Source organism: Fusicatenibacter saccharivorans (assembly GCF_015557635.1).
GTDB lineage: Bacteria > Bacillota > Clostridia > Lachnospirales > Lachnospiraceae > Fusicatenibacter > Fusicatenibacter saccharivorans.
Map to the genome: position 1 here is coordinate 21,829 of NZ_JADNOP010000014.1, position 24,298 is coordinate 46,126.

Sequence of the window (24,298 nt, forward strand, 5' to 3'; positions counted from 1 at the left end):
TATTGCAAAGAAAAAAGATTTGTGGATAAAAAGGGACAGGAGAGGAAAACAAGTATGAAAAAATGCCCGGTATGTGGAAAAGAGTGGTCAGATGCGACAAGATTTTGCGGAAGCTGTGGAGCAAAACTGGAGGATGGAAATATTGTAGTGCCAGATATAGTGCCGGATGATGGGAAAGAGGAGCAGAGAAAAAAAACAGAGCCGGTCAAACCGAGTGTGAAAAAAACGATAGAACCTGTCAGACCGAAAACGAGGGAAACAGCAGAAAATAAAAAGATAGCAGAAGAAAAAGAAGAAGAAAAAAACACAGCTGAACGTAAAAGAGCAGAATACAATAAATCGGACGCCGTGCTGCCGGTAAAACGCAGAAAAAAAGGATGGAAAATTGCGACAGCACTTGGCCTGACTGCAATAGTGGCAGTCGGAGCAGTAGTTTTCTGTGTGAAGTCCGGGGAAAATATGGAACACCCATTTGTAGAATTATATGGGGACAGTTATGAAATTCTCACGAAAGAAAAACTGGGACATACCATAACCATTACAGACAATGGGCTGGACTGGCTGGGCGATGCCGTAATGCAGCTTTCACCGGATCGAAAATATCTCTATTATATGGAAAACTATGATATTTCGACGGGAACGTCCAGACTCTACCGGTGTGAATATCAGAAGTTGTCCAAAAAAGAAGAAAAAAATGAGAAATACAAAACAAAAGTTGCGGCAAATGTCAGAGTTTTTTATCCGCTGGAAAACGGAAAACTCCTTTATATCGACAAGGATTCCGAGCTGTTTTGTTATGACGGGGAAGTATCTGTGAAGATTGCAGATTCACTGCAGGGATATTATCAGCTCAAAGACGGAACGGGACTCGTTTATACGAAGGGAAACGCTGACGAAGGATTTGATGTCTGTGGCGTAAGCTATAACAATCCAACGGAAGAAGTATTTCTGGCGGATGGGATGACCGATGTTATGCTGGCAGATGATCAGGAGCATATTTTGTGCAGACGATATGACGGTCAGTCAGAGGATGATCAGCTTGTTTTTCTAACATCTTTTGAGGAAGAGACAAAAGAGCTGGGAACACCAGTCAGTGATATGTATGCATGGGAAAATGGCGCGGTTTATTACTTTGCTTCCGGCGAGAATACAGAATGTGAACTGGAAGACTTCGTGATTGACAGCAGAGGAAACACGGAACAGTGGCAGGAATTACAAAAAGAAGCGGAATCATATCATCCTGTTCCAACGGAGTGTCAAAGTCTTTATGAATATAAAGATGGTGAAATAAAACAGATTACAGCCAATGACATTAATAATGCCGGACTTTATAGGGGAAATAGCGTACTATACCTGGATGTAAAGAAAATGGAGCCGGTAGATTTAGCAGAAGTGAAGGATGCAGATTATATGATTGACCTTTTAGATCAGAGAATATATGAGCAGGGAATGTATGTTAAACCAACGAGCAGGAAGAATTCCATTCACATCATAGGAGAAGTTGCGAAAAAAATTGAAGACATAGATGAGGAAGGAGAAAACTTCTGGATCTATGCAAACGAAACAGATCTGTTCCTGGAAAGCGGATCTGATTTCTGGCACGCCGCAATCAAAAATGATGAAGTCAGCGATCTGGAAGAGATGCCGGAAGGCTATGTAAAATCTGTTACGCCAACAGAGATTTATTATACAAGCAATTTCTACACGGAAGGGGACAATGCGTACTACGATGTCAACGTGATAGAAAATGGAAAAAGCAGATGCCTTGCAAAAGAAGTGCTGGAAGACTATGTCAAGATTTACGAAGATGGAACAGTCATGGCTTACACGGATCGGAATTCCGATGGAGAATATGAACTTTCCATTTTTGATAAAAAAGGAAATAAGACAAAAATTGCAGATGGAGTCACGAAGGCGATTCGGGAAGAGGATGGAGATATTGTGTATGACAGCCGGCATGATCTGATGCTTTATCAAAAGGAAGAAAGTGAGCGGATTGGAATCGGTATAGTAGATTTCTGGTATGCGGATGAAATGAAAACGGAACAGAATTTCCGGCTGGACTGGTGAGAAGAGATCCCTATTACCTATTGTGGAAAGCAGAGTAGCAGTGTCCTTACAGAGTAAGAGAGTGCAAAAAATCTGGAAAATTATATTAGGACTCTATTCAGAAGTAAAGATACGATGAGAGAAAAAGGAGTAGAGAATATATGAAAAAAGCAGGAAGCCGAATTTTGATCATTACTTTTGGAATTATGGCGGCTATAGCAATTTTATATCCATGGAAGTTTGTTCCGGAATATGGAATACTCCAGATGACGGAATCAGGGGAAAAAGCTGGAAAAACAGCGGAAAGCCAGGAGTCCGATGAGGAATATATGCAGGTGGCAGATCGTGCAGTCGAAGCATTATTTACAGGAGATACCGATACGCTTCTGAGCCTGTTGCCGGAGCGGTATTTTGGCCAATATGGGGAAACGTTACAGTGGATCATAGAAAATGCAGTGGAAGAGGAATTTCAGAAACTGCAAGATGAAGTTGGGGATATACAAATTACCCATTGGCCAGTCAGATCAGAAAAACAGTCCGAAGGCAACATGGAAAAAATAAAAAGTCATTATGGAGAAGAAGGAGATACGGTCACCGATGCAAGAAATGTGTTTGTGGAAGTGAGTGCATCTGGCATAGAACCGGAAGAAATGGAGATAGCGGTTGTTGAAATTGACGGAAAATGGTATCTCGACTTTGAGGGTTGGGACGATGGATCGGAAGAAAACTATGACGACGAAGACGACGACGAAGAAGAAGAAGAAGAAGATGATGATGATGATACATGGTCGGATGATGAAGACGATATAAGTTCAAATGCGGAGACGTCTCATACATTGGAAAATATGAAATTTTCTGATGCAAGAGAATTTCAGGATGGACTTGCCTTTGTAAGAATTCACGGAAAGGGGGAATCTTACAAAGGCTTTCTGGATAAAAAGGGAAAGTTAAAGTTTTATATACCTTTTGATGAAGATGCAATTGATGCAGATATTTATCGGTACGATGTGAATTTTAATAATGGTTATAACTGGTTCGTCTATGACAATATTTTTTATGTGATTGACACGGATGGAATGATAAAAAGCCAGTATGATGCAGACAAAGTGGCAGATTACGGCGGTGGTTATACCTGGCTGGAGGAGGAAGAAAATGTATCCTGGGATGATGCCGGGTTTTGGAAATATACACTGTATAGTCCGGAAGGGGGTGAAGTGTGTGATTATACAGTCAGCAATCAGGACCTGGAAAATCTGAGCTTTAAAAGATCCTACATGGGTGATGGAAAATTTCTGTATAAAAAAATGGACGGTACGAAAGAAGTCTGTGTTCTGGTTGAGCCGGAACTGGGAAAAGAAACAGAGTTAAACGTTTCGTTTGACAAAGCAGAAGAACATGGAATGCGGGACGGACTTATCATAGAAACGGGCGCAATGGACGATGGATATTGGGCAGGGGATGAAAATCCGTTTCATATTACAGTGATCGGGAATGGAGAAGAAAAAGAAATTGAAATCCCGAGTCAGTATCTTGGCCCGTTTGGCGGATATCCGACTCTGCTCGACTGGACAAAAAAATATGCACTTTTTACGGTAAGACAGGACGACCAGGACATTTATTTTTTGTGTGATCTGGAGACAGGCGATATCAAAAAATATACAGGAAAGTATGCGCCGTATTTTAAATATTATTCCACTACAACAAGCTGCATCGAGGATAATGTTCTTGCACTTTCCATGTATGGGGAAGATAATCAGTTTTATGTCTGCCTGATCAATGCGGATACCATGAAAGAAATTGCCGATCCGATTGCCGGAGAATCTTTTTCCATGGAAGATAAGACATTACTGATCGATCAGAAAGAATTGTATGATTTAAGCGGGAATCTGTTATATACCGTTGAGGATGGAAAAAAAGGAGAACTGGTCAGTGATGGAATCCTGCAGGTAACATACAGCGAGGAAGAAAAAGAGACTGTGGATGGTGAGTCGGAATATGTCGAGGTAGATAAGACAGATTATTACGATCTGAAAGGCAAAAAGTTATTTTCGGAAATGGATACAGCAGATAGCAAAATGGTGCTGGAACCATCAGAAGAAGTATAAAAATAGAGCAGAACAGGAGAATTTTCAGATGAAAACAAAAGCAAAATACGTCATTGTAATTCTGTTTTTATGTACGATACCACTATATTTCTGCAGAATGATCGGCTGGAAAGATGATGCCATCCGGCTTTACGATGTGATTCTCTATGGAATGGAAAGCCAGGAAGGAGACTCTTTTGTCGGAGGGATGATCTGGAAACTGATGCAGGAAAGTGTCTTTGAAAATATCAACGCATGGTTGATTGGAACAGCGGCAGTAACGCTTGTGGGATCAGTTCTGGTTACGCTGTTAAATGGAAAAAAGACCTATGTTCTGGCAATTGTATTATCCATCGTGACAAACGGAGGTCTTGCGTGGTCAATGCAACGACTCAGCTGGGGATGGAAAAACAAGGTTGATTATAACGGCCAGATGACAGGAATGCCGCTTCGCATGGAATTTGTGTGGGTGTGGATAGCACTTCATGTTCTGATTCTTATATTTGCACTGTGGGGAATGGTTTCTAAAGAGAAAAGTGCTTCAAAGAAAAGTATTTCAAGAAAAATCAAGCCGGAAGAAACCGTATCAAAGAACCCGGCAGCTTCGAAGATGCGGTCAGCGTGTCCCTCCTGCGGAAGAATTCCGAAAGAAGGAGAAAAGTTTTGTACGCGCTGCGGATCAAAACTGCAATAAGAGGAGCAGAAAATGAAAAAGGAAATCAAATGTCCCAGGTGCAGACGCAGGATTCAGAAAGAAGATGCCTATTGCCAGTACTGTGGCTGCCATGTGGCGGAAGAAAAAAAGAAGAAGAGAAAAAAGAAAATTCGAAGATTTCTGGTACTTGTCATTGTGATTGTGCTGTTTTTAGGTATCCTGCTTGCCATTGCAGTTGGATCACAGAAGAAGCAAATACAGGGATGGAAAGAAAGACAACTGGAAGAATGGAAACAAAAACAGGAAAAAGTGCAGGCAGATGAAGGTGACCAAAGCCAAAAACAGAACAAGAATCAGAATGGAGAACAGTCGCAGGATAGTCAGGATGTGAAAGAGCCAGGCACAATGAAAAAATGTGTCAATGGGGATACGGTTTATCAGCCGTCGGTAAGTACCGTTTCTTATGATGAAGATACCGGCCTGTTGTACTACGAAAATCTGCTGATTGTTTATCTGATAGAAAACAGCAGCCAGGAAGAGCGGGAAGCACTTGCAGCAAAGGTAGATGGAACGCTGGTTGGAAATATGAGCGGAAGCATGAACGTGATTGAAATCCTGGTGGAGGACACCGCGTATGCGGATCTGGAACAGAAGGCTGAAATTCTGATGGAAGAAGAAAATGTGCTCTACAGTTCGACGGAAATTCCGATGATGATGGAAAATACTGCAGATGAGAATCCATGGGAGGCAGGAGAACAGGATAAAAAGAATAATGACCATAATGAAAGCAAACCAGATGGAAATGACTGGTGGGCAGAGGCAATTGGAGCATTTTCTGCATGGGACTATGTTGATTCCCACGAGCAGGATCTTGCCAATGTGGCGGTCGGCATTATGGATGATGGAGTTGATGCGGAACACGAAGAATTTCAGAAAAACGGCGAAAGTAAAATTCACTGGCTGGAAGATTACAAAGAAAATCTGGCATTTGACCATGGCACACATGTGACGGGATTGATCGGTGCGGAAAATAATCAGGCCGGAATCCGTGGTGTGGCAGATCGGACGGATTTGTATTTTGTGAGCTGGTGGAAAGAAGATCTCTTCAGTACAGGAGAATATGTAAATGTAACAAAACAGATGATTGAAACGATGCTAAGTGAACATACGGCCTGCGTGGTGAATAATTCATGGGCAACTGTGATACAATCCAGAGAGCAGTATTTAAAAGATACGCTAATCGGGGAAAGACCGGTATGGGAAGAAAAAATAGCGGAGTTTCTCATAGAAAAAGGGAAGATTGATCAGAAATATGAGTTGTACGAAAGTTATCAAAAGGAATTAGAAACGAGCGCAAAATGCACTTCCAGTCAGATGACAGTGATGCTTTTTGAATTGCTTTTAAATCAACAGGAAAGATTTTTAATTGTCCAGAGTGCAGGCAATGGGTATGATAACGGTGGTGTGGGATTTGATGTTCAAAAGACAGGAGATTATTGCGGAATTAATGAGGAGGTTTATAACAGACTGGATGGAGAAACGCATAGATTAAGCAGAAGCGGATACTCCTATGAGAAAATTCGAAATCATATCCTGATTGTAGGTGCAGTGCAGGAAACAGAAAAGGGATATCAAATGACAGAATTTTCAAATTATGGTTCCAATATAGATATTGTTGCACCTGGATATGATGTTTACAGCACGATTACAGAAAAAGATGATTCCTATACCGAAGAAAATCCAGGCCATAAAAATCTTAGAACAGTGAAAAACGGGATTAAATATGGAAATCTGCCTGGAACATCCATGGCGGCCCCACTGGTTTCCGGTTCTGCGGCTGTTCTGTGGTCTGTGGCTCCGGAACTTTCGGCGGAGGAGGTAAAAGAGACACTGATCTCCACAGCCGGAACCGCAAGATCAACCTGTCAGGAGGACAAGCGGGAAGAGTATCCGATGCTGAATCTGAAAGCTGCTCTGGAAAAGGTGGCAAAAAAAGATGCAACACATGTAATACTGGAAACCTTTTATAATAACGGAGAAAAAACGCATGACCTGTTTGCTTCAGAAGAAAATCGGGATCAGGAGTATGCTGTGATTACCGGATTGGATCAGGATGAAAATGTAGTATGGACCATTGAGACAGAAAAATCTCCGGCAGCGGAGATAACAGCCAATACAGAAATTGGAATTTATGAAGACAGGTATTATTATGCGCATTGTGGAGTTATTTATGCCGTACGCCTCCGGGACGGAAAAGAAATCTGGCACAGTGCATCATCACATGGTTCCATGACAGGAACGGATTTCGGACCGGACGGAACACTTTATTACTGCTCTTTCTATGGACCGGATTTTGGCGCAATTGATAAAGACGGAAATGAATTGTATGAAGTAGAAAGTTTCTATCCGGGATACTATTGGGCATATGAAGTACATTACGAAGGTGATCATGTTGATGTGAAAATGGACGGTACACCGTCCGGAGAAGAAACGGTGATCCGTGTCAATCTTTCTGACTATTCTTATTCTGTGGTACAGGAGTAGAAAACATGATTCCAGGCATAAACCCAAGGATAGACTGAAACATGAGTCTAGGCATAAGCACGGGATAGGACAAAACATAAGATAAAGTATAATGGGATGCCGCAGTTCGGGAAAAAAATCCGGATTGCGGCATTTTTTTGCTGTCATGCACACGAACAAAAGATCCAAGGGGAGCTTTTTAGTGAAAAAAGAGTGAATTTGCACACAGGAAGTCCGAAATTTGATATAATATGAGAAATTTGAGGGAGATAAAAATTTTTTAACCGAATCATCGCGAACTACAGATATCCATTCGATGAACAGGAAAGGGACAGGGGACTTTATTTATGAAATTTCGACCATGTATTGATATCCACAATGGAAAAGTAAAACAGATTGTTGGGGGATCCTTAAAAGATCAGGGAAACCAGGCAAATGAAAATTTTGTTTCGGAGCAGGATGCGTCTTACTATGCGCAGTTATATAAAGAAAAAGGGATCACCGGAGGTCATGTGATTCTTCTGAACAAAAAAGATTCCGAATATTATCCGGAAACAAAGCGGCAGGCGCTGCTGGCACTTTCTACGTATCCGGGCGGACTGCAGGTTGGCGGCGGTATCGACGCGGAAAATGCCTGCGAATTTCTGACGGCCGGTGCAAGCCATGTGATCGTGACATCGTATGTGTTCCGGGATGGCCATGTATTCTATGAAAATCTCGAAAAACTGGTAACGACTGTTGGAAAACAGCGGCTGACCATGGACTTAAGCTGCCGGAAACGAAACGGGAAATATTATATTGTAACGGACCGCTGGCAAAAGTTTACAGAGGAAGAAGTAACGGAACCGCTCCTGCATCATCTGACGGAATACTGTGATGAATTTCTGATCCACGCGGTAGATGTCGAAGGAAAAGCATCCGGTATCGAGACAGAACTGGTGGAATTACTTGCGAAAATGAAAGATTTCCCTGTTACATATGCCGGCGGCGTCGGAAACTTTGCGGATCTGGAACTGCTGAAAAAGGTTGGGAACGATTATGTGGATGTGACGATCGGAAGCGCACTGGATCTGTTTGGCGGAAACATGAAATTTGAAGACGTACTGGAAATGTGCAGAAGGTAAGGAAAAAGATAACAAGCAAAGAAAATAACATGACAGGATAAAGTGTGTTTGATTTCCTCATATAGATGCGAGAAAAAATGGACGGAAAGAAAGAATCACAAAAATTGCAGGAAAAAACTCTAAAATATTCATGAATTTTCTAAATACTATTGCAAATAAAGACAACTATTGCTATAATTAGAGTTACTTACAGGGGAAGTGAAAAACCTGTAAAATTTGAGAGCAAAGGGGTTGGGCATAATGAAAATTACCATCAGCGGAAAAAATATTGACGTGACAGAGGGATTAAAAGCCGCGGTCAATGAAAAACTTGGCAAACTGGAGAAATATTTTACGCCTGACACAAATGTCATTGTAACCTTAAGCGTAGAGAAAGAAAGACAGAAAATTGAGGTTACCATTCCGGTAAAAGGAAATATCATCCGTTCCGAGCAGGTAAGCAACGATATGTACGTATCCATCGATCTGGTAGAGGAAGTCATCGAACGCCAGCTTCGCAAATACAAAAACAAAATTGCCGACAAACAGCAGGAAGCAGGAAACTTCCAGAAAGAATATCTGGAGCATGACTATCTGGAGGACGAAGACATCCAGATCATCCGTACGAAAAAATTCGGCATGAAACCAATGTATCCGGAAGATGCCTGCGTACAGATGGAACTTCTTGGACACACCTTCTTTGTATTCCGCAATGCAGAGACCGACGAAGTAAACGTCGTTTACAAGAGAAAGAACAACACCTACGGTCTGATCGAGCCGGAGTGCTGAAAAGTAAATAAAGAATGAACAGTCACCCTGTTTCCAGCTTAGAAAAGCTGTGAAACAGGGTGATTTTTTCGCGGAAAGGGCCGGAAAGTCCGGGAAAAGCCGTAAAAACAGCGGGAAACCGGGGAACGGCACCAAATGTTTACGAAAAATTCATTGTTATCTTGTGCCAGAAGTGGTAGAATAGTACCATATGTTAATATGGCAATTAATAGAGAAAGCAGGAGCAAACATTCTATGAAATTCACAGAAAAACTTTTTGGTACGCACAGTGAGCGCGAGCTGAAACGAATCTATCCAATCGTAGACAAAATCGAAGCTCTCCGCCCGACCATGCAGGCGCTGACCGATGAAGAGCTGCGTGCCAAGACAAAGGAATATAAAGACCGCTACAACGGAGGCGAATCCCTGGATTCCATTCTCCCGGAAGCATTCGCAACCGTCCGCGAGGCAGCAAAACGTTCCCTCGGTATGGAACACCACCGCGTACAGCTGATCGGTGGTATTATCCTCCATCAGGGCCGTATCGCCGAGATGAAAACCGGTGAAGGAAAAACCCTCGTTTCCACCCTTCCGGCTTACCTGAATGCACTGACCGGACGCGGTGTCCACATCGTTACCGTCAACGATTACCTGGCAAACCGAGATGCTGAGTGGATGGGAAAAGTCCACAGATTCCTCGGTTTGACCGTCGGTGTCGTTCTGAACGATATGAAGAACGATGAGCGCCGCCAGCAGTATGCATGCGACATCACCTACATCACCAACAACGAACTTGGTTTCGATTACCTGCGTGACAACATGGTGATCTACAAAGAGCAGCTCGTACAGAGAGAGCTTGCTTACTGTATCATCGACGAGGTCGACTCCGTCCTGATCGACGAGGCAAGAACACCTCTGATTATTTCCGGACAGAGCAGCAAATCCACCAAGCTGTACGAGACCGCAGATATTCTGGCACACCAGATGCAGCGCGGCGAGGCAAGCGGCGAGATGACCAAGATGACCGCGATCATGGGCGAGGAGATCGAGGAGACCGGAGACTTCATCGTCAACGAGAAGGACAAATTCGTTACCCTGACCGATGACGGTGTGAAGAAAGTCGAGAACTTCTTCCATATCGAGAATCTCTCCGATCCGGAGAACCTGGAGATCCAGCACAACGTGATCCTGGCGCTGCGTGCCAATTATCTGATGCACCGCGACAAGGACTACGTAGTCAAAGACGACGAGGTTCTGATCGTCGATGAGTTCACCGGCCGTATCATGCCGGGCCGCCGTTATTCCGATGGTCTGCATCAGGCAATCGAGGCAAAAGAGCACGTAAAAGTAAGAAGAGAGAGCAAGACTCTGGCAACCATCACGTTCCAGAACTTCTTTAACAAATACGAGAAAAAAGCCGGCATGACCGGTACTGCCCTCACCGAGGAGCAGGAGTTCCGTGACATCTACGGCATGGACGTTATCGAGATCCCGACCAACCGCCCGGTCATCCGTGTGGATATGGACGATGCCGTATACATGACGAAAAAAGAGAAATTCCACGCAGTCGTAGAGGAAGTCAAAGAGGCACATGCCGTGAACCAGCCGGTTCTGGTTGGTACCATCACCATTGAGACTTCCGAGCTGATCAGCAAAATGCTTCGCCGCGAGGGAATTCCGCATCAGGTCTTAAATGCGAAGTTCCATGAGCTCGAGGCAGAAATCGTAGCCCATGCCGGTGAGGCAGGAGCCGTTACCATCGCGACCAACATGGCCGGCCGTGGTACCGATATCAAGCTGGATGATGTGGCAAAAGCTGCCGGCGGCTTAAAGATCATCGGCACCGAGCGTCATGAGTCCCGCCGTATCGACAATCAGCTCCGCGGTCGTTCCGGCCGTCAGGGAGACCCGGGTGAGTCCCGTTTCTACATTTCCCTGGAAGACGATCTGATGAGACTCTTCGGTTCCGAAAAACTGATGGGCATTTTCAAATCCCTCGGCGTACCGGAAAATGAGCAGATCGAGCACAAGATGCTTTCTTCCGCCATCGAAAAAGCGCAGAAGAAGATCGAGGGCAACAACTACGGAATCCGTAAAAACCTGCTCGACTATGACCAGGTCAACAACGAGCAGCGTGAGATCATTTACAAAGAGAGACGCCGCGTTCTGGACGGCGAGAGCATGAGAGACACCATCTTCAAGATGATTGCCGACACCATCGACAATACTGTGGATCTCTGCATCGGCGAGAACACCGAGCAGTCCGAGTGGGATCTGACCGAGTTAAATGAGATGCTGCTCTCCATCATGCCGGTGAAGGCAGTGACAAAAGAGCGCGTAGAGAAGATTTCCAAAAACGAGCTGAAACAGCAGTTAAAAGAGGAAGCTGTTAAACTCTACGAGGAGAAAGAAGCAGAATTCCCGGAGGAGGAGCAGATTCGTGAGCTTGAGCGTGTCGTTCTTCTGAAGGTTATCGACCAGAAGTGGATGGATCATATCGATGATATGGATCAGCTCCGCGAGGGTATCGGCCTGCAGGCATACGGCCAGAGAGACCCGAAGGTTGAGTACAAGATGGCAGCTTACGACATGTTTAACGAAATGCTCGAGTCCATCCAGCAGGATACCGTCCGTCTCCTGTTCCATGTACGTGTTGAGCAGAAAGTAGAACGTGAGCAGGTAGCCAAAGTGACCGGAACCAACAAAGACGAGTCCGGCCCGAGAAAACCGGTACAGCGCGCAGAACGTAAGATCTATCCAAACGATCCATGCCCGTGCGGAAGCGGCAAGAAGTACAAACAGTGCTGCGGAAGAAAACCGGTTTGATAAAAGCAGAACAGCAGTGAGACGGATGAGCACGATCCGTTTGACAAAGCACGCAGCTTCCCTACCAGAAGCTGCGTGTCATACAAAATATAAAACAGAAAGCAGGTGAAGCTTGTGGTAGTTGAATTAGACCAGTTCAAAATGGAACTTGGCACATACGATAAACCATTAGTGGAAGTGAGGGATTCACTTTGACCTCGCTAACAAAGAGCAGAGGATCGAAGAATTAGAGCGTAAAATGGAGGAACCCAATTTCTGGGACAACCCCGAAGAAGCGCAGGAGCAGATGAAACAGCTGAGCAGCATGAAAGAGGACAGAGATACGTATCAGAAACTGGTATCCGCCAAAGAAGATATGGAAACTCTGATCGAGATGGGACAGGAGGAGGATGACGATTCCGTTGTTCCGGAAATCGCGGAAATGATGGAAGAGTTCAAGGCATCCTTCGATGCCATCCGCATCAAAACCCTGCTGTCCGGCGAATTTGACAAGGACAATGCGATCATCAAACTGAACGCAGGTGCAGGCGGAACCGAGGCGTGCGACTGGTGCGGCATGCTGTACCGTATGTACACCAGATGGGCAGAACGCAAAGGCTTTACGATCGAGGAACTCGACTTTCTGGACGGTGATGAGGCCGGTGTGAAGTCCGTGACATTCCAGGTCAACGGCGAAAACGCTTACGGTTATCTGAAATCCGAAAAAGGCGTTCACCGTCTCGTCCGTATTTCTCCGTTCAACGCGGCAGGAAAACGCCAGACATCGTTCGTATCGTGCGATGTTATGCCGGATATCGACAAAGAGATCGATGTTGAGGTTCGTGATGAGGATATCCGTATCGATACGTACCGTTCCAGCGGTGCCGGCGGACAGCACATCAACAAGACGTCATCGGCGATCCGAATCACGCATATGCCGACCGGCATCGTGGTTACGTGCCAGAATGAGCGTTCCCAGTTCCAGAACAAGGACAAGGCAATGCAGATGCTGAAAGCAAAATTGTATATGCTGAAACTCCAGGAGCAGGCAGATAAGCTGAGCGACATCCGCGGCGAAGTAACCGAGATCGGCTGGGGCAACCAGATCCGTTCTTACGTTATGCAGCCATACACCATGGTCAAAGACCACCGTACCAACGCAGAGACCGGAAACGTCGATGCAGTCATGGACGGCGGAATTGATCTGTTTATCAACGCATATCTGAAGTGGATTGCCCTCGGAACCGGAGCGAAAGAGGAAGAAGCATAATTCGGCTGTGGGCAGAGCACAGTGACAAGTAAAATAAGGAGCATTTTCACCAACAGAGGACGGAAATGCTCCTTTCTGTTTTGAAGCCAAAGGCAAACAGGAGGTAAAAGTATGGGTATTATCAGAGCAGCAGTCAATGCAGTACACGGCAGTCTCGCCGATCAGTGGCTGGAGACCGTGGAACCGTATGAGATGGGGGAACATACGGTATTTACAGAGGGAATTCTGGTAAGAAAAGGCCAGAATAAAAAGGGAAGCCAGACGATTTCAAACGGTTCTGTGATCCATGTCTATGACAATCAGTTCATGATGCTGGTGGACGGCGGAAAGATTATTGATTACACCGCAGAGCCGGGCTACTTTACCGTAGATCAGTCATCGTCTCCGTCGATGTTCAGCGGATCGCTTGACGCGGCAGTAAAAGATACGTTTGAGCGCCTGAAATTCGGCGGCCAGACCCCGCATGAGCAGAGAGTTTTCTATATTAATCTGCAGGAAATCAAGGGAATCAAATTCGGAACGAGAAATCCGGTCAACTATTTCGACCAGTTCTACAATGCCGAGCTGTTCCTTCGGGCACACGGTTCCTATTCCATCCGCATCGTCGATCCGCTCCGCTTCTACGCAGAGGCTGTGCCGAGAAACGCATCCCGCGTGGAGATTGAGGATATCAACGAGCAGTATATGAACGAATTTTTAGAGGGCCTGCAGTCCTCGATCAATCAGATGGCAGCCGACGGCATCCGCATTTCGTTCGCAGCATCCAAGAGCGCCGAGCTGTCCCGCTACATGGCAGATGCGATGGATGAGAGCTGGCGGGCAATGCGCGGCATGGAGATCCAGTCCGTGGCAATCGCAAGCCTTTCCTACGATGAAGCTTCCCAGAAACTGATCCAGATGCGCAACGAAGGTGCGATGATGTCTGATCCATCGATCCGTGAGGGTTATGTACAGGGAGCGATGGCACGCAGTATGGAGAAAGCAGCAGCCAACCCAAACGGAGCCATGAACGGCTTTATGGGTGTTCAGATGGGCATGAATGCCTTCGGTTCCTCGTTTGCATCGGCGTCCGCTTCGAATCAGCAGCAGATGCAGCAGCAGGCGGCAGCCAAGGCACAACAGGAAGCTGCAAAAGGCGTATGGAAATGCTCCTGCGGAACGGAAAACACCGGCAATTTCTGCTCAAACTGCGGAAGTGCAAAGCCGATGGTGTGGATCTGCGGCAAGTGCGGAACGGAGAACAGCGGGAAGTTTTGTTCGAACTGCGGCAGCCCGAAACCGGAAGCGGCAGGAAAATGGGTCTGCGCATGCGGGACCGAGAATACCGGCAAGTTCTGCTCGAACTGCGGAAAACCAAGACAGTAAAAGAAAACAGATAACCATCCAATACAACAGCGGCTCCGGGGAAGGAGGGATAGAATATGGAGGTTATTACATACAAATGCCCGAACTGCGGAGGCGATCTGACCTTCGATCCGGCAAGCGGAAAGTATAAATGCGAGTACTGCCTGTCCTCGTTTACACAGGAAGAAGCCGAAAAGGCGAACCCGAAAGTAGCGGAAGCGCTGAACGGGGAGGACGATGCTGCCGGTGCACAGGAAGCATCCGATGCACAGAAGGAAAGCAGTACGGAGGAAACAAAAGGGGAAACAGAGCAGGGCGAAGCAGTTGTTTACACCTGCCCGAACTGCGGCGCCGAGATTGTGACCGATGCGACGACGGCAGCGACATACTGTTTCTACTGCCACAACCCGGTGGTGCTTTCCGGCCGGCTCTCGGGAGAATATATGCCGGATTTCGTGCTACCGTTTAAGATCAGCAAGGAGCAGGCAATCGAGAAATTTTTGTCATTTGCGCGGAAGAAACGCTTTATTCCGAAGGACTTTTTCGAGAAAAACCAGGTACAGAAGATGACGGGTGTCTATTTCCCGTACTGGATTTACGGCGGAGACTTTGAGACGGATTACATGGCACGCGGCCGGAAGGTGAGAGTCTGGCAGACCGGTGATGTGGAGTACAAAGAGACCAGCATCTACGATGTCCGCCGGGAGGGCGAGGTCCGCGTGGGTGGTCTGTCGCGCAATGCACTGAACAAGGCCGACCGCGATCTGATCGAATGCGTGCAGCCCTATCGTCTGGAGGAGATGCAGCCGTTTTCTATGGGCTATCTTTCCGGATTTCAGGCGGAAAAACGTGATATCGAACAGGCGCAGATCGCACCGGAACTGAAAAAAGAACTGGAGACGATGGCGCGCGGCGCAATGCGGAACGAGGCGAACGAGTATCTCTCCCTCGAGCAGGAGAAAATGAAGCTTTCTCCAAAGCAGGAGGACTGGCGTTACGTACTGTTTCCGGTCTGGACACTGACGTATCCGGGAAAAGACGGAAAGGTTTATTACTACGCGATGAACGGCCAGACCGGCACGATCAACGGTGATTTTCCGTTTGAGCGGAAAAAAGCGCTGCTGACGTCGGTTGTGAGTGCACTTTTCGTACTGATCTTTATGCTGGTGGGAGGGTATTTCTCATGAGAAGAATGAAAAAAGCGAGACAATATCTGCTCGGCATTTTTGCAGCCCTTCTGCTGTGCGGGATTTTTTCTGTGAATACCGTAAAAGCGGACACCCAGTATGTCTACGACAACGCATCGCTTCTTTCGGATGAGGAGGAGCAGGATCTCGAGCGTTCCTGTGCGGAGTTCGAGAGCAATACGGACATTCATATGGTGATCCTGACCGAGTACAGCAGCGGCTCCGAGGACTGCCAGGCGATTGCGGATGATTTCTATGATAAAAAGTATCCGAAGGAGCCGAACGGCGTCTGCTTCCTCATCGACATGGGACAGCGCCAGATTGTGATTTCAACGTCGGGCATTATGCAGTATTATATGTCGGACGCGGAAATCGATGACATTCTGCAGGCAGCGCAGAGCTATGCAAAAGAGGGCGACTATGCGGGGACGTTTGCAAAAATGATTACGATAACGCAGGAGTGCTTCGACCGCGGTGTTTCCGAGGCGGACTACCTGATTACAGAAGACGGCTCGATCATTCATTACCGTAAAATCAACAGTACCGAGGCAATGATTGCTATCCTTTTAGCTGCTTTGACAGGATTTTGTGTTTATTTTGGAATCTGGAAGAGTTACAGACGAAAGAAAAACCGCGGTGCAAAGGGCTATGCAGATCTGAAACGCGTAAAAATCAGAGACCGCAGGGATGCACTGATTGACCGCCATGTGTCGATGCACAAGATCCCGAGGGACGACGGAAACCACGGAGGAGGCGGTTCCGGCGGCGGAGGAGGCGGTGGCGGCGGAAGCCACGTTCACACATCCGCCAGCGGAAACAGCCACGGCGGCGGAAGTATCGGATTCTAAAAAGTCCTTGCGCATTGTGCCGGAATATGGTACGATCTTTCCTGTGAAAACAAATGTATTTCCTGGAAAGAACATAGAAACAGAGGATTGCCATGAGAGAAGAGAAAACAAAGTATTATGTAATCAAAGAAAAGGCGGTTCCGGAGGTCCTTTTGAAGGTCATCGAGGCCAAACGGTTGATGGATATGCAGGAGCTTACCGTGCAGCAGGCAACGGAAAAAGCGGGAATCAGCAGAAGCTCTTTCTATAAATACAAAGATGATATTCTTCCTTTTCATGACAATGCAAAAGGAAAAACGATTACGTTTATTCTGCAGATGGACGATGAGCCGGGACTGCTTTCCGATGTGCTGAAGATTATCGCCGAGTTTCACGGAAACATTCTGACCATTCATCAGACGATTCCGTTAAACGGCGTGGCGTCACTGACAATCAGCGTGGATATCGCGGAAGACCGGGGAGACGCCTCGGAGATGATCAACGAGATTGAGTCCAGACAGGGAGTTCATTATTTTAAAATCTTAGGACAGGAGTCCTGAAAAAGAAAAAGCAAGAGAGGGACAAAAGAGATGATTCAGATTGCAGTATTAGGATATGGCACCGTTGGTTCCGGCGTGGTGGAAGTCATCAACACGAACCATGACAGCATCAACAAGAGAGCAGAGAACGAGATTAATATCAAATACGTTCTGGATTTAAGAGATTTCCCGGGAGATCCAGTGGAAAAAGTGCTGGTACATGATTACGAAGTGATCGCAAACGATCCGGAGGTTGATGTTGTTGTCGAGGTCATGGGCGGCGTAGAGCCGGCTTACACCTTCACAAAACGTGCGCTGGAGGCTGGAAAGAGCGTCTGCACATCCAACAAAGAGCTGGTGGCAAGACACGGTACCGAGCTTCTTGCAATTGCAAAAGAGCACGGCGCAAACTATCTGTTTGAGGCAAGCTGCGGCGGCGGTATCCCGATCATCCGTCCGTTAAACTCCTCCCTGACTGCAGATGAGATCGATGAAGTAACGGGTATCTTAAACGGTACGACAAACTACATCTTAAGCAAAATGGCAAGCGACGGTTCCGATTTCGCAGATGTATTAAAAGAGGCACAGCGCCTCGGCTACGCAGAGCGCAACCCGGAAGCAGATGTAGAAGGCTACGATGCGTGCCGTAAAATTGCGATTCTTTCTTCTCTTGCTTATGGAAAAGAAGTCAATTACGAAGAGGTTTACACCGAGGGAATCACAAAGATCACCGCAGAGGATATCAAATATGCGACCTCGATGGGAACCGCAATCAAACTGCTCGCAACAAGCCGCAAGGTGGGTGATCAGTATTACGCCATGGTAAGCCCGGTGATGATTGACGCGAAAAACCCGCTGTACAGCGTAAACGGTGTCTTCAACGCCATCTTCATCCACGGAAATGTACTGGGTGATGCGATGTTCTACGGAAGCGGAGCAGGAAAGCTTCCGACCGCAAGTGCCGTTGTAGCCGATGTCGTAGACTGCGCAAAGAACAAAGGCAGAAACATCATGATGAGCTGGAGCGAGGAAAAACTGGACCTGCTGCAGATCGATGATGTAAAGAGCCGCTTCTTCGTCCGCGTGTCCGGCCACGCCGCAGAGCGCCAGAGTGAGATCGAGGAGCTGTTCGGAAAAGTAGAAATCGTAGCAGTTCCAAGTCTGTCCGAGGAGTTCGCATTTATTACCGGCGAAATCACAGAGCAGGAGTACAGAGAAAAAGCAGAGAAACTCGACGGAATCCAGAGCAGAATCCGCGCGAGAATTTAAGATCTCGAAATAGACATAACTAAAAAGACGTTTCACAGCCGTAAAGCAAGGGGTGTGAAACGTCTTTTTAGTTATCTTAAAATTTATTTTTAAAGATCTGTGCCGGATCCAAAGGAATCCGTATCATATCCCACCGGTTCCGATGCCGGATACAGGACATCTTTCCGTTCCTGATAGAACGCAGCCATCGTGATCTGCATATAGGGCATTACCCACAAAAAGCCGATGGCACAGGAACAGGATGCGAGAATCTCAAGCCCTAAGAAACTTAAGAGAAGCAGAATGTAGCGGAAAAAGTTCTTCTTCATCATCGCAAAGCTCTGACGGATCGCCTGGATCGGGCCGATGCCGGGAGCGTCGTTCATCACAAAGGTGGAAAGGGAAAACGGAACCAGCACCAGCGTGGAAACGAGAGAGCCGATCAGCTTGTAAACGTAAACGTTCATCAGAGAAGAAAGCTCGGCTTCGATGGAAAGTGCTGTTCCAAGCGTCAGTTCCGCACTCGGGGAGGAAAGATACTGGAAGCCTGGAATGCTGGAAATCAGGGCGATCACGGAGCTGATGCCGTTGATGATAAGGAACATCAGCACGTACTGGTCCGGGTGGTGATAGAAAGCGTAGAGCATATCACCGACGGAAATCGGTTCCCCGCGCAGCGTTGAGAGGCAGATCTTTAAGTAGCCCGCCTGAAAGAGGCTGAGGAGCAGGGAAAACAGGAACAGCGTCAGATTCAGGAAAATGATATCGTACAGCGTTGTGCCTGAAAAAATCAGCGTCGGGATGAGGGAGCAGGAGAAGGTGAGAAACAGGTTGATCGCGGTTGCGCCCACCAGCGTGCCGCATCGGCCTGCCATGGCCTCACGGGCCTGCTTTTTCAGTTCTGAAAATTTCTGTTTTTGTCCGTTCATGAAAAATCCTTTCTGGTACCTAGATGGTATTTCCGTCGGTGGTTGTTCCGTTATCCGGTGTCATCTGGTATTCCTGCATGTACTGATTGTAATACCGCTCAAGCAGGTTGGTGCTGCCGCCGCTGACCATGTTGAAAAGCAGGAAAGCATACATGATGCAGATACCGACAATTATGCCGATGGTACAGCCCGCAAGACCGGCTTTTGCCGTGCCGCTCATGCGTCCTGCGCCGCGGCTTAAAAGGGCGAAGATCACGCCGAGCGAGCCGAAAAACAGGGACCCCATGTTAAGCATGAACAAAAAGGAGCAGATCGCCATGACCATCGAAGCGGCTGCAAGGGCCTGCGAACCCGTCCTGCGCGGCGGCTGTACGGGAGGCTGCTGCTGGTAATGCTGATACGGTCCGGGACGCTGGCCCTCAGGCACGCCGTACGGATGGGAGGACTGATAGGAATCTCCGGACTCATTGGTGTTTGGATCGTAATTTTCTGGTGTCATAAAATGTCCTTTCTTCTGCAAAAAAGCGCGGTTTCACACGCAGTCTGTCAAAAAAGCTATAGTAAAGATTTTATCATGTAAGGTTGACAAAAACAAGACCTATTGATAAGGTAATAGAGTGGCTGTTCCGCCAAGGGTCCCGCTTTTTATGCGGGAAAAACAGAGAAGGAACAGCGTGTTTTGGAAGAGACAACAGGAGGAATTTACCTATGGATATGAATCAGGTATTGGCAGTCGAGCTGAACGTCAAACCGTGGCAGGTAGAAGCTGCAGTGAAACTGATTGACGAGGGAAACACGATCCCTTTTATTTCACGATATCGAAAAGAAGCAACAGGTTCCTTAAACGATGAGATACTGCGAAATCTGTACGACCGTCTGATGTACCTGCGCAGTTTAAATGACCGCAAGGCCGTTGTCCTTGCGAGCATCGAGGAGCAGGGCAAGCTGACCGCAGAACTGAAAAAATCCATCGAAGAGGCCGCAACTCTCGTGGTCGTAGAGGATTTATACCGCCCGTACCGTCCGAAACGCCGGACGCGTGCGACGATCGCAAAAGAAAAAGGACTGGAGCCGCTGGCGAATATCATTCTTCTGCAGATGACAAAAGAGCCGCTCGAAAAAGAGGCAGAGGCTTTTGTTTCAGAAGAAAAGGAAGTCAAAACGGCAAAAGACGCCATTGCTGGTGCCTGCGACATCATCGCTGAGAGCATTTCCGATGAGGCCGATTACCGTATGGAGATCCGCCGCAGAACCGAGGCGAAGGGCCTGATCGTCTCGACAGCAAAGGATGAGAAAGCAGAGTCCGTTTACGAGAATTACTATGAGTTTTCCGAGCCGGTATCGAAAATTGCCGGACACCGTGTGCTGGCGCTGAACCGCGGTGAGAAAGAAAAATTCCTGAACGTCAAAATTGAGGCGCCGACGGAAGAAATCCTGCGTTATCTCGAGAAAAAAATCATCACCAAAGAGAATCCGCAGACAAAGCCGGTTCTGCAGGCGACCATCGAGGATGCCTACAACCGTCTGATCGCTCCGGCCATCGAGCGTGAGGTCAGAAATCAGCTCACCGAAAAGGCAGAGGACGGTGCGATCAAGGTCTTTGGAAAGAATCTTGAGCAGCTTCTGATGCAGCCGCCGATCGCAGGCCAGGTTGTCCTTGGATGGGATCCGGCGTTCCGTACGGGATGCAAGCTGGCTGTTGTCGATGCGACTGGAAAAGTGCTCGATACCACCGTGGTTTATCCGACCGCGCCGACGAATGAGAAGAAGATTGCAGCAGCAAAAGCGACCGTAAAAGATCTGATCCACAAATACGGTGTCACCCTGATTTCTGTCGGAAACGGAACTGCAAGCCGTGAGTCCGAGCAGATCATCGTCGAGATCTTAAAAGAGATCCCGGAGAAGGTTGCGTATGTGATCACAAACGAGGCAGGAGCATCCGTTTACTCTGCAAGCAAGCTGGCAACCGAGGAATTCCCGAACTTTGATGTCGGACAGCGAAGCGCCGCTTCCATCGCACGCCGTGTGCAGGATCCGCTGGCAGAGCTTGTCAAAATCGATCCGAAATCGATCGGTGTCGGCCAGTATCAGCACGATATGAACCAGAAGAAGCTCGGCGAGGCGCTCGGCGGTGTCGTTGAGGACTGCGTGAATAAAGTCGGTGTCGATCTGAACACGGCATCCGCGTCGCTGCTGGAATACATTTCCGGTGTCAGCAAGGTGATTGCAAAAAACATCGTATCATACCGCGAGGAGAACGGCCGTTTCGAGAGCAGAAAAGAGCTCCTGAAAGTGGCAAAACTCGGACCGAAGGCGTTTGAGCAGTGCGCGGGCTTTATGCGCATCACCGGCGGCAAAAATCCGCTGGACGGCACAAGCGTTCATCCGGAGAGCTACGAGGCAGTCGAGAAGCTGTTTGCAAAGTTAAATATGAAGACAGAGCAGATCAGCGAGGGACCGACGGCGTTCTTCATCAAAGATTACAAGAAGATGGCAGAGGAGATCGGTGTCGGCGAGATTACGCTGCGCGATATCATCAAAGAGCTGCAGAAGCCTGGCCGTGACCCGCGTGACGAGATGCCGCGCCCGATCCTGCGCACCGACGTGCTCGATATGAAGGATCTGAAGGTCGGCATGATCTTAAAGGGAACCGTGCGCAACGTCATTGACTTCGGTGCATTCGTCGATATCGGCGTGCATCAGGACGGACTCGTCCACATTTCCCAGATGACGAAACGCTTCATCAAGCATCCGCTGGAGGCTGTGAGCGTCGGCGATATCGTGGAAGTGAAGGTCATCAGCCTTGATCTGGCGAAGAAGCGGATCGGACTGTCGATGCTGCTTGATAAATAAAGTGTGATATGTGGGCTGCCCGAAAGAAAACAGGGGCAGCCCGCGGTGTATCAAAGGGGGATTACCATGAATGAGGAAGAAGTGCTGGTCGGACGGATTCAGGATCTGGCAGAGCAGTGTTATCACAGGGATGTTCCGTCACACACGGAGTTTCTGACGCTGGCGGAGCAGGATCTGTTCTACCGTACGGTAAATAGAATCCCGGGCGTGCGTTACGTGCTGTCCGGCGGATACGAGGCGGCAGAACGGAAAGCGGCGCTGTTTCTGCCATCCTATGCAGAGGACGGTGATGCGTCGATGCTTCCGATTGCAGTCGTGCGCATCAGCCCGCTGAATGAAAAATTTGCGGATGCGCTGTCACACCGTGATTTCTTAGGATCACTGATGAATCTCGGCGTGGAGCGGTATAAGCTGGGAGACATTCTGATCGATGGAAACCAGGCGTATCTGATCTGTATGGCGGATATGGCGGACTACATCTGTGCGGAGCTGAAAAAAGTGCGCCATACGAGCGTGTACTGTGAAGTCGAGGCGGGACTGCCGGAGGAGCTGACGGAGCCGAAAACCGAGCGGAAAGAAGGCTCCGTCGCTTCCGTGCGGCTCGATGCGGTGCTGTCGCTGGCGTTCAGCAGTTCGCGGAGCAAAATGGTGCCGCTGATCGAGGGCAGCCAGGTGTTTATCAACGGAAAGCTGGTGACATCGCCGAGTGCGTCATTAAAAGAGGACGATCTCGTGACCGTGCGCCATATGGGAAAATTCCGCTATGTGGGCGTGCAGAACCAGACGAAAAAGGGAAGGCTGTACGTGGCTGTTGAACGATTTGTCTCATAATAGATATTTTGAGGGATTTTACAGGAAAAGACCATTGACAGTGTTTGTAAAAAGACGGTATTATAGAGGGTATGTAGAAGGTCCGCAGTTATGAGAATTTTCATGAAATTTTTCATACAGAAGCGGACTGCGAAGATTACGTATCAGGAAGGCAGGAAGAAAAAATGGGAAAAATTATACTGACCGGCGACCGACCGACCGGCAAGCTGCATGTAGGACATTACGTTGGTTCACTGCGCCGCCGCGTGGAGCTGCAGAACTCCGGTGAATTCGATAAAATTTACATCATGATTGCAGACGCACAGGCGCTGACCGACAATGCGGACAACCCGGAGAAGGTGCGCCAGAACATTCTGGAGGTAGCACTGGATTACCTTTCCTGCGGACTTGATCCGGAAAAGAGCACCATCTTTATCCAGTCTCAGATTCCGGAACTGTGTGAGCTTTCTTTCTATTATATGAATCTCGTTACGGTTTCCAGACTGCAGAGAAACCCAACCGTAAAATCGGAGATCCAGATGAGAAACTTTGAGGCGAGCATCCCGGTTGGATTCTTCACCTACCCGATCAGCCAGGCAGCCGATATCACTGCATTCAAGGCAACGACCGTTCCGGTTGGAGAGGATCAGATGCCGATGATCGAGCAGACACAGGAGATCGTCCACAAATTCAATACGGTTTATGGCGAGGCACTTGTGCAGCCGAAGATTATGCTGCCGGAGAATGATTCCTGCAGACGTCTGCCGGGTATCGATGGAAAAGCGAAGATGAGTAAATCGCTTGGAAACTGCATTTACCTGTCCGAGGAGCCGGATGAGATCAAGAAAAAAGTCATGAGCATGTACACCGACCCGGATCATATCAAGATCACCGACCCGGGCAAGATCGAGGGAAATACCGTATTTACCTATCTCGATGCATTCTGCCAGCCGGAGCACTTCGAGCGCTATCTGCCGGATTACGCAAATCTCGACGAGCTGAAAGCGCATTACCAGAGAGGCGGCCTTGGCGATGTCAAAGTGAAGAAGTTCCTGAACAATGTACTGCAGGAGACCTTAGAGCCGATCCGTAACCGCAGAAAAGAGCTGGAAAAAGACATTCCGGCGATCTACGAGATGCTGAAAAAAGGCAGCGAAGAGGCAGAAAAAGTTGCCGCTCAGACACTGGCGGATGTCAAAGCAGCCATGAAAATCAACTATTTTGATGATCTGGACCTGATCCGTTCCCAGGCAGAGCGTTACGGCAAATAATTACCAATAGAAGATAAATGGAAAAAGCGGACA

The 24,298-nt window shown here is 47.7% G+C and carries 18 protein-coding genes; 16 read left to right on the forward strand and 2 right to left on the reverse strand.

The genetic code is table 11. The annotated features are described in order from the left end of the window. The first annotated feature begins 54 nt into the window (after window positions 1–54). From I2G42_RS12155 to I2G42_RS12215, 13 genes are all read left to right on the forward strand, one after another. On the forward strand, window positions 55–2,070 hold the full coding sequence (locus I2G42_RS12155; RefSeq protein ID WP_195531095.1) for a zinc ribbon domain-containing protein: 2,016 nt from the start codon (window positions 55–57) through the stop codon (window positions 2,068–2,070). A gap of 140 nt (window positions 2,071–2,210) precedes the next feature. Next, the gene (locus I2G42_RS12160; RefSeq protein WP_195531096.1) at window positions 2,211–4,154 is read left to right on the forward strand and encodes a hypothetical protein; all 1,944 of its coding nucleotides are present in this window, start codon (window positions 2,211–2,213) and stop codon (window positions 4,152–4,154) included. A 28-nt stretch (window positions 4,155–4,182) separates the two neighbouring features. Then, on the forward strand, window positions 4,183–4,827 hold the full coding sequence (locus I2G42_RS12165) for a zinc ribbon domain-containing protein (RefSeq protein WP_195531097.1): 645 nt from the start codon (window positions 4,183–4,185) through the stop codon (window positions 4,825–4,827). Window positions 4,828–4,839: 12 nt separating this feature from the next. Next, window positions 4,840–7,332 (forward strand): S8 family serine peptidase, encoded by a 2,493-nt coding sequence (locus I2G42_RS12170; RefSeq protein WP_195531098.1) that lies wholly within the window; start codon window positions 4,840–4,842, stop codon window positions 7,330–7,332. Between the two features lie 326 nt (window positions 7,333–7,658). Beyond that, window positions 7,659–8,435: a phosphoribosylformimino-5-aminoimidazole carboxamide ribotide isomerase gene (gene hisA, locus I2G42_RS12175; RefSeq protein ID WP_118750460.1), complete on the forward strand. Its 777-nt coding sequence runs from the start codon at window positions 7,659–7,661 to the stop codon at window positions 8,433–8,435. Between the two features lie 240 nt (window positions 8,436–8,675). Next, window positions 8,676–9,203: a ribosome hibernation-promoting factor, HPF/YfiA family gene (hpf, locus tag I2G42_RS12180; RefSeq protein WP_055218411.1), complete on the forward strand. Its 528-nt coding sequence runs from the start codon at window positions 8,676–8,678 to the stop codon at window positions 9,201–9,203. Between the two features lie 234 nt (window positions 9,204–9,437). Further along, window positions 9,438–12,008 carry a preprotein translocase subunit SecA gene (secA, locus tag I2G42_RS12185; protein ID WP_055218413.1) on the forward strand — a complete coding sequence of 857 codons (2,571 nt, stop codon included), beginning with the start codon at window positions 9,438–9,440 and terminating at the stop codon, window positions 12,006–12,008. Between the two features lie 141 nt (window positions 12,009–12,149). Further along, a protein-coding gene (prfB, locus tag I2G42_RS12190) for a peptide chain release factor 2 (protein ID WP_117509617.1) occupies window positions 12,150–13,257 on the forward strand; the annotation gives its coding sequence in 2 pieces (ribosomal slippage) (window positions 12,150–12,200 and window positions 12,202–13,257; 1,107 coding nt in all). A gap of 111 nt (window positions 13,258–13,368) precedes the next feature. After that, a complete protein-coding gene (locus tag I2G42_RS12195; protein ID WP_055228302.1) occupies window positions 13,369–14,622 on the forward strand; it encodes an SPFH domain-containing protein in 1,254 nt (417 codons plus the stop codon). Between the two features lie 56 nt (window positions 14,623–14,678). Beyond that, complete coding sequence (locus tag I2G42_RS12200) at window positions 14,679–15,788, forward strand: TFIIB-type zinc ribbon-containing protein (RefSeq protein ID WP_195531099.1); 1,110 nt, start codon at window positions 14,679–14,681, stop codon at window positions 15,786–15,788. Continuing rightward, window positions 15,785–16,636, forward strand: a complete 852-nt coding sequence (locus tag I2G42_RS12205; RefSeq protein ID WP_055265108.1) for a TPM domain-containing protein — start codon at window positions 15,785–15,787, stop codon at window positions 16,634–16,636. The genes I2G42_RS12200 and I2G42_RS12205 overlap by 4 nt, the downstream gene beginning before the upstream one ends. Before the next feature lie 92 nt (window positions 16,637–16,728). Continuing rightward, complete coding sequence (locus tag I2G42_RS12210; RefSeq protein ID WP_022461318.1) at window positions 16,729–17,175, forward strand: ACT domain-containing protein; 447 nt, start codon at window positions 16,729–16,731, stop codon at window positions 17,173–17,175. Window positions 17,176–17,205: 30 nt separating this feature from the next. Then, window positions 17,206–18,423, forward strand: a complete 1,218-nt coding sequence (locus I2G42_RS12215; RefSeq protein ID WP_055265106.1) for a homoserine dehydrogenase — start codon at window positions 17,206–17,208, stop codon at window positions 18,421–18,423. Window positions 18,424–18,512: 89 nt separating this feature from the next. Here the strand turns inward: I2G42_RS12215 and I2G42_RS12220 are convergent, their stop codons facing one another. Continuing rightward, window positions 18,513–19,331 (reverse strand): DUF975 family protein, encoded by an 819-nt coding sequence (locus I2G42_RS12220; RefSeq protein WP_055265104.1) that lies wholly within the window; start codon window positions 19,329–19,331, stop codon window positions 18,513–18,515. Window positions 19,332–19,350: 19 nt separating this feature from the next. Further along, window positions 19,351–19,830: a hypothetical protein gene (locus I2G42_RS12225; protein WP_117801393.1), complete on the reverse strand. Its 480-nt coding sequence runs from the start codon at window positions 19,828–19,830 to the stop codon at window positions 19,351–19,353. Between the two features lie 209 nt (window positions 19,831–20,039). Here I2G42_RS12225 and I2G42_RS12230 point away from each other — a divergent pair, with 209 nt between their 5' ends. From I2G42_RS12230 to trpS, 3 genes are all read left to right on the forward strand, one after another. After that, the gene (locus tag I2G42_RS12230) at window positions 20,040–22,184 is read left to right on the forward strand and encodes a Tex family protein (protein WP_195531100.1); all 2,145 of its coding nucleotides are present in this window, start codon (window positions 20,040–20,042) and stop codon (window positions 22,182–22,184) included. 66 nt (window positions 22,185–22,250) lie between these two features. Then, complete coding sequence (locus tag I2G42_RS12235; protein WP_055218432.1) at window positions 22,251–23,015, forward strand: YlmH family RNA-binding protein; 765 nt, start codon at window positions 22,251–22,253, stop codon at window positions 23,013–23,015. Window positions 23,016–23,179: 164 nt separating this feature from the next. After that, window positions 23,180–24,265 (forward strand): tryptophan--tRNA ligase, encoded by a 1,086-nt coding sequence (gene trpS / locus I2G42_RS12240; protein ID WP_022461312.1) that lies wholly within the window; start codon window positions 23,180–23,182, stop codon window positions 24,263–24,265. The last annotated feature ends 33 nt before the right edge of the window (window positions 24,266–24,298 follow it).

Bases quoted from the DNA above. Each gene is read 5' to 3' on its own strand.
- I2G42_RS12200 (WP_195531099.1), top strand. From the start codon at position 14,679: ATGGAGGTTATTACATACAAATGCCCGAACTGCGGAGGCGATCTGACC.
- I2G42_RS12195 (WP_055228302.1), top strand. From the start codon at position 13,369: ATGGGTATTATCAGAGCAGCAGTCAATGCAGTACACGGCAGTCTCGCC.
- trpS (WP_022461312.1), top strand. From the start codon at position 23,180: ATGGGAAAAATTATACTGACCGGCGACCGACCGACCGGCAAGCTGCAT.
- I2G42_RS12230 (WP_195531100.1), top strand. From the start codon at position 20,040: ATGGATATGAATCAGGTATTGGCAGTCGAGCTGAACGTCAAACCGTGG.
- I2G42_RS12170 (WP_195531098.1), top strand. From the start codon at position 4,840: ATGAAAAAGGAAATCAAATGTCCCAGGTGCAGACGCAGGATTCAGAAA.
- I2G42_RS12215 (WP_055265106.1), top strand. From the start codon at position 17,206: ATGATTCAGATTGCAGTATTAGGATATGGCACCGTTGGTTCCGGCGTG.
- I2G42_RS12155 (WP_195531095.1), top strand. From the start codon at position 55: ATGAAAAAATGCCCGGTATGTGGAAAAGAGTGGTCAGATGCGACAAGA.
- I2G42_RS12235 (WP_055218432.1), top strand. From the start codon at position 22,251: ATGAATGAGGAAGAAGTGCTGGTCGGACGGATTCAGGATCTGGCAGAG.
- I2G42_RS12210 (WP_022461318.1), top strand. From the start codon at position 16,729: ATGAGAGAAGAGAAAACAAAGTATTATGTAATCAAAGAAAAGGCGGTT.
- hpf (WP_055218411.1), top strand. From the start codon at position 8,676: ATGAAAATTACCATCAGCGGAAAAAATATTGACGTGACAGAGGGATTA.
- I2G42_RS12205 (WP_055265108.1), top strand. From the start codon at position 15,785: ATGAGAAGAATGAAAAAAGCGAGACAATATCTGCTCGGCATTTTTGCA.
- I2G42_RS12160 (WP_195531096.1), top strand. From the start codon at position 2,211: ATGAAAAAAGCAGGAAGCCGAATTTTGATCATTACTTTTGGAATTATG.
- I2G42_RS12165 (WP_195531097.1), top strand. From the start codon at position 4,183: ATGAAAACAAAAGCAAAATACGTCATTGTAATTCTGTTTTTATGTACG.
- I2G42_RS12225 (WP_117801393.1), bottom strand. From the start codon at position 19,830: ATGACACCAGAAAATTACGATCCAAACACCAATGAGTCCGGAGATTCC.
- secA (WP_055218413.1), top strand. From the start codon at position 9,438: ATGAAATTCACAGAAAAACTTTTTGGTACGCACAGTGAGCGCGAGCTG.
- I2G42_RS12220 (WP_055265104.1), bottom strand. From the start codon at position 19,331: ATGAACGGACAAAAACAGAAATTTTCAGAACTGAAAAAGCAGGCCCGT.
- hisA (WP_118750460.1), top strand. From the start codon at position 7,659: ATGAAATTTCGACCATGTATTGATATCCACAATGGAAAAGTAAAACAG.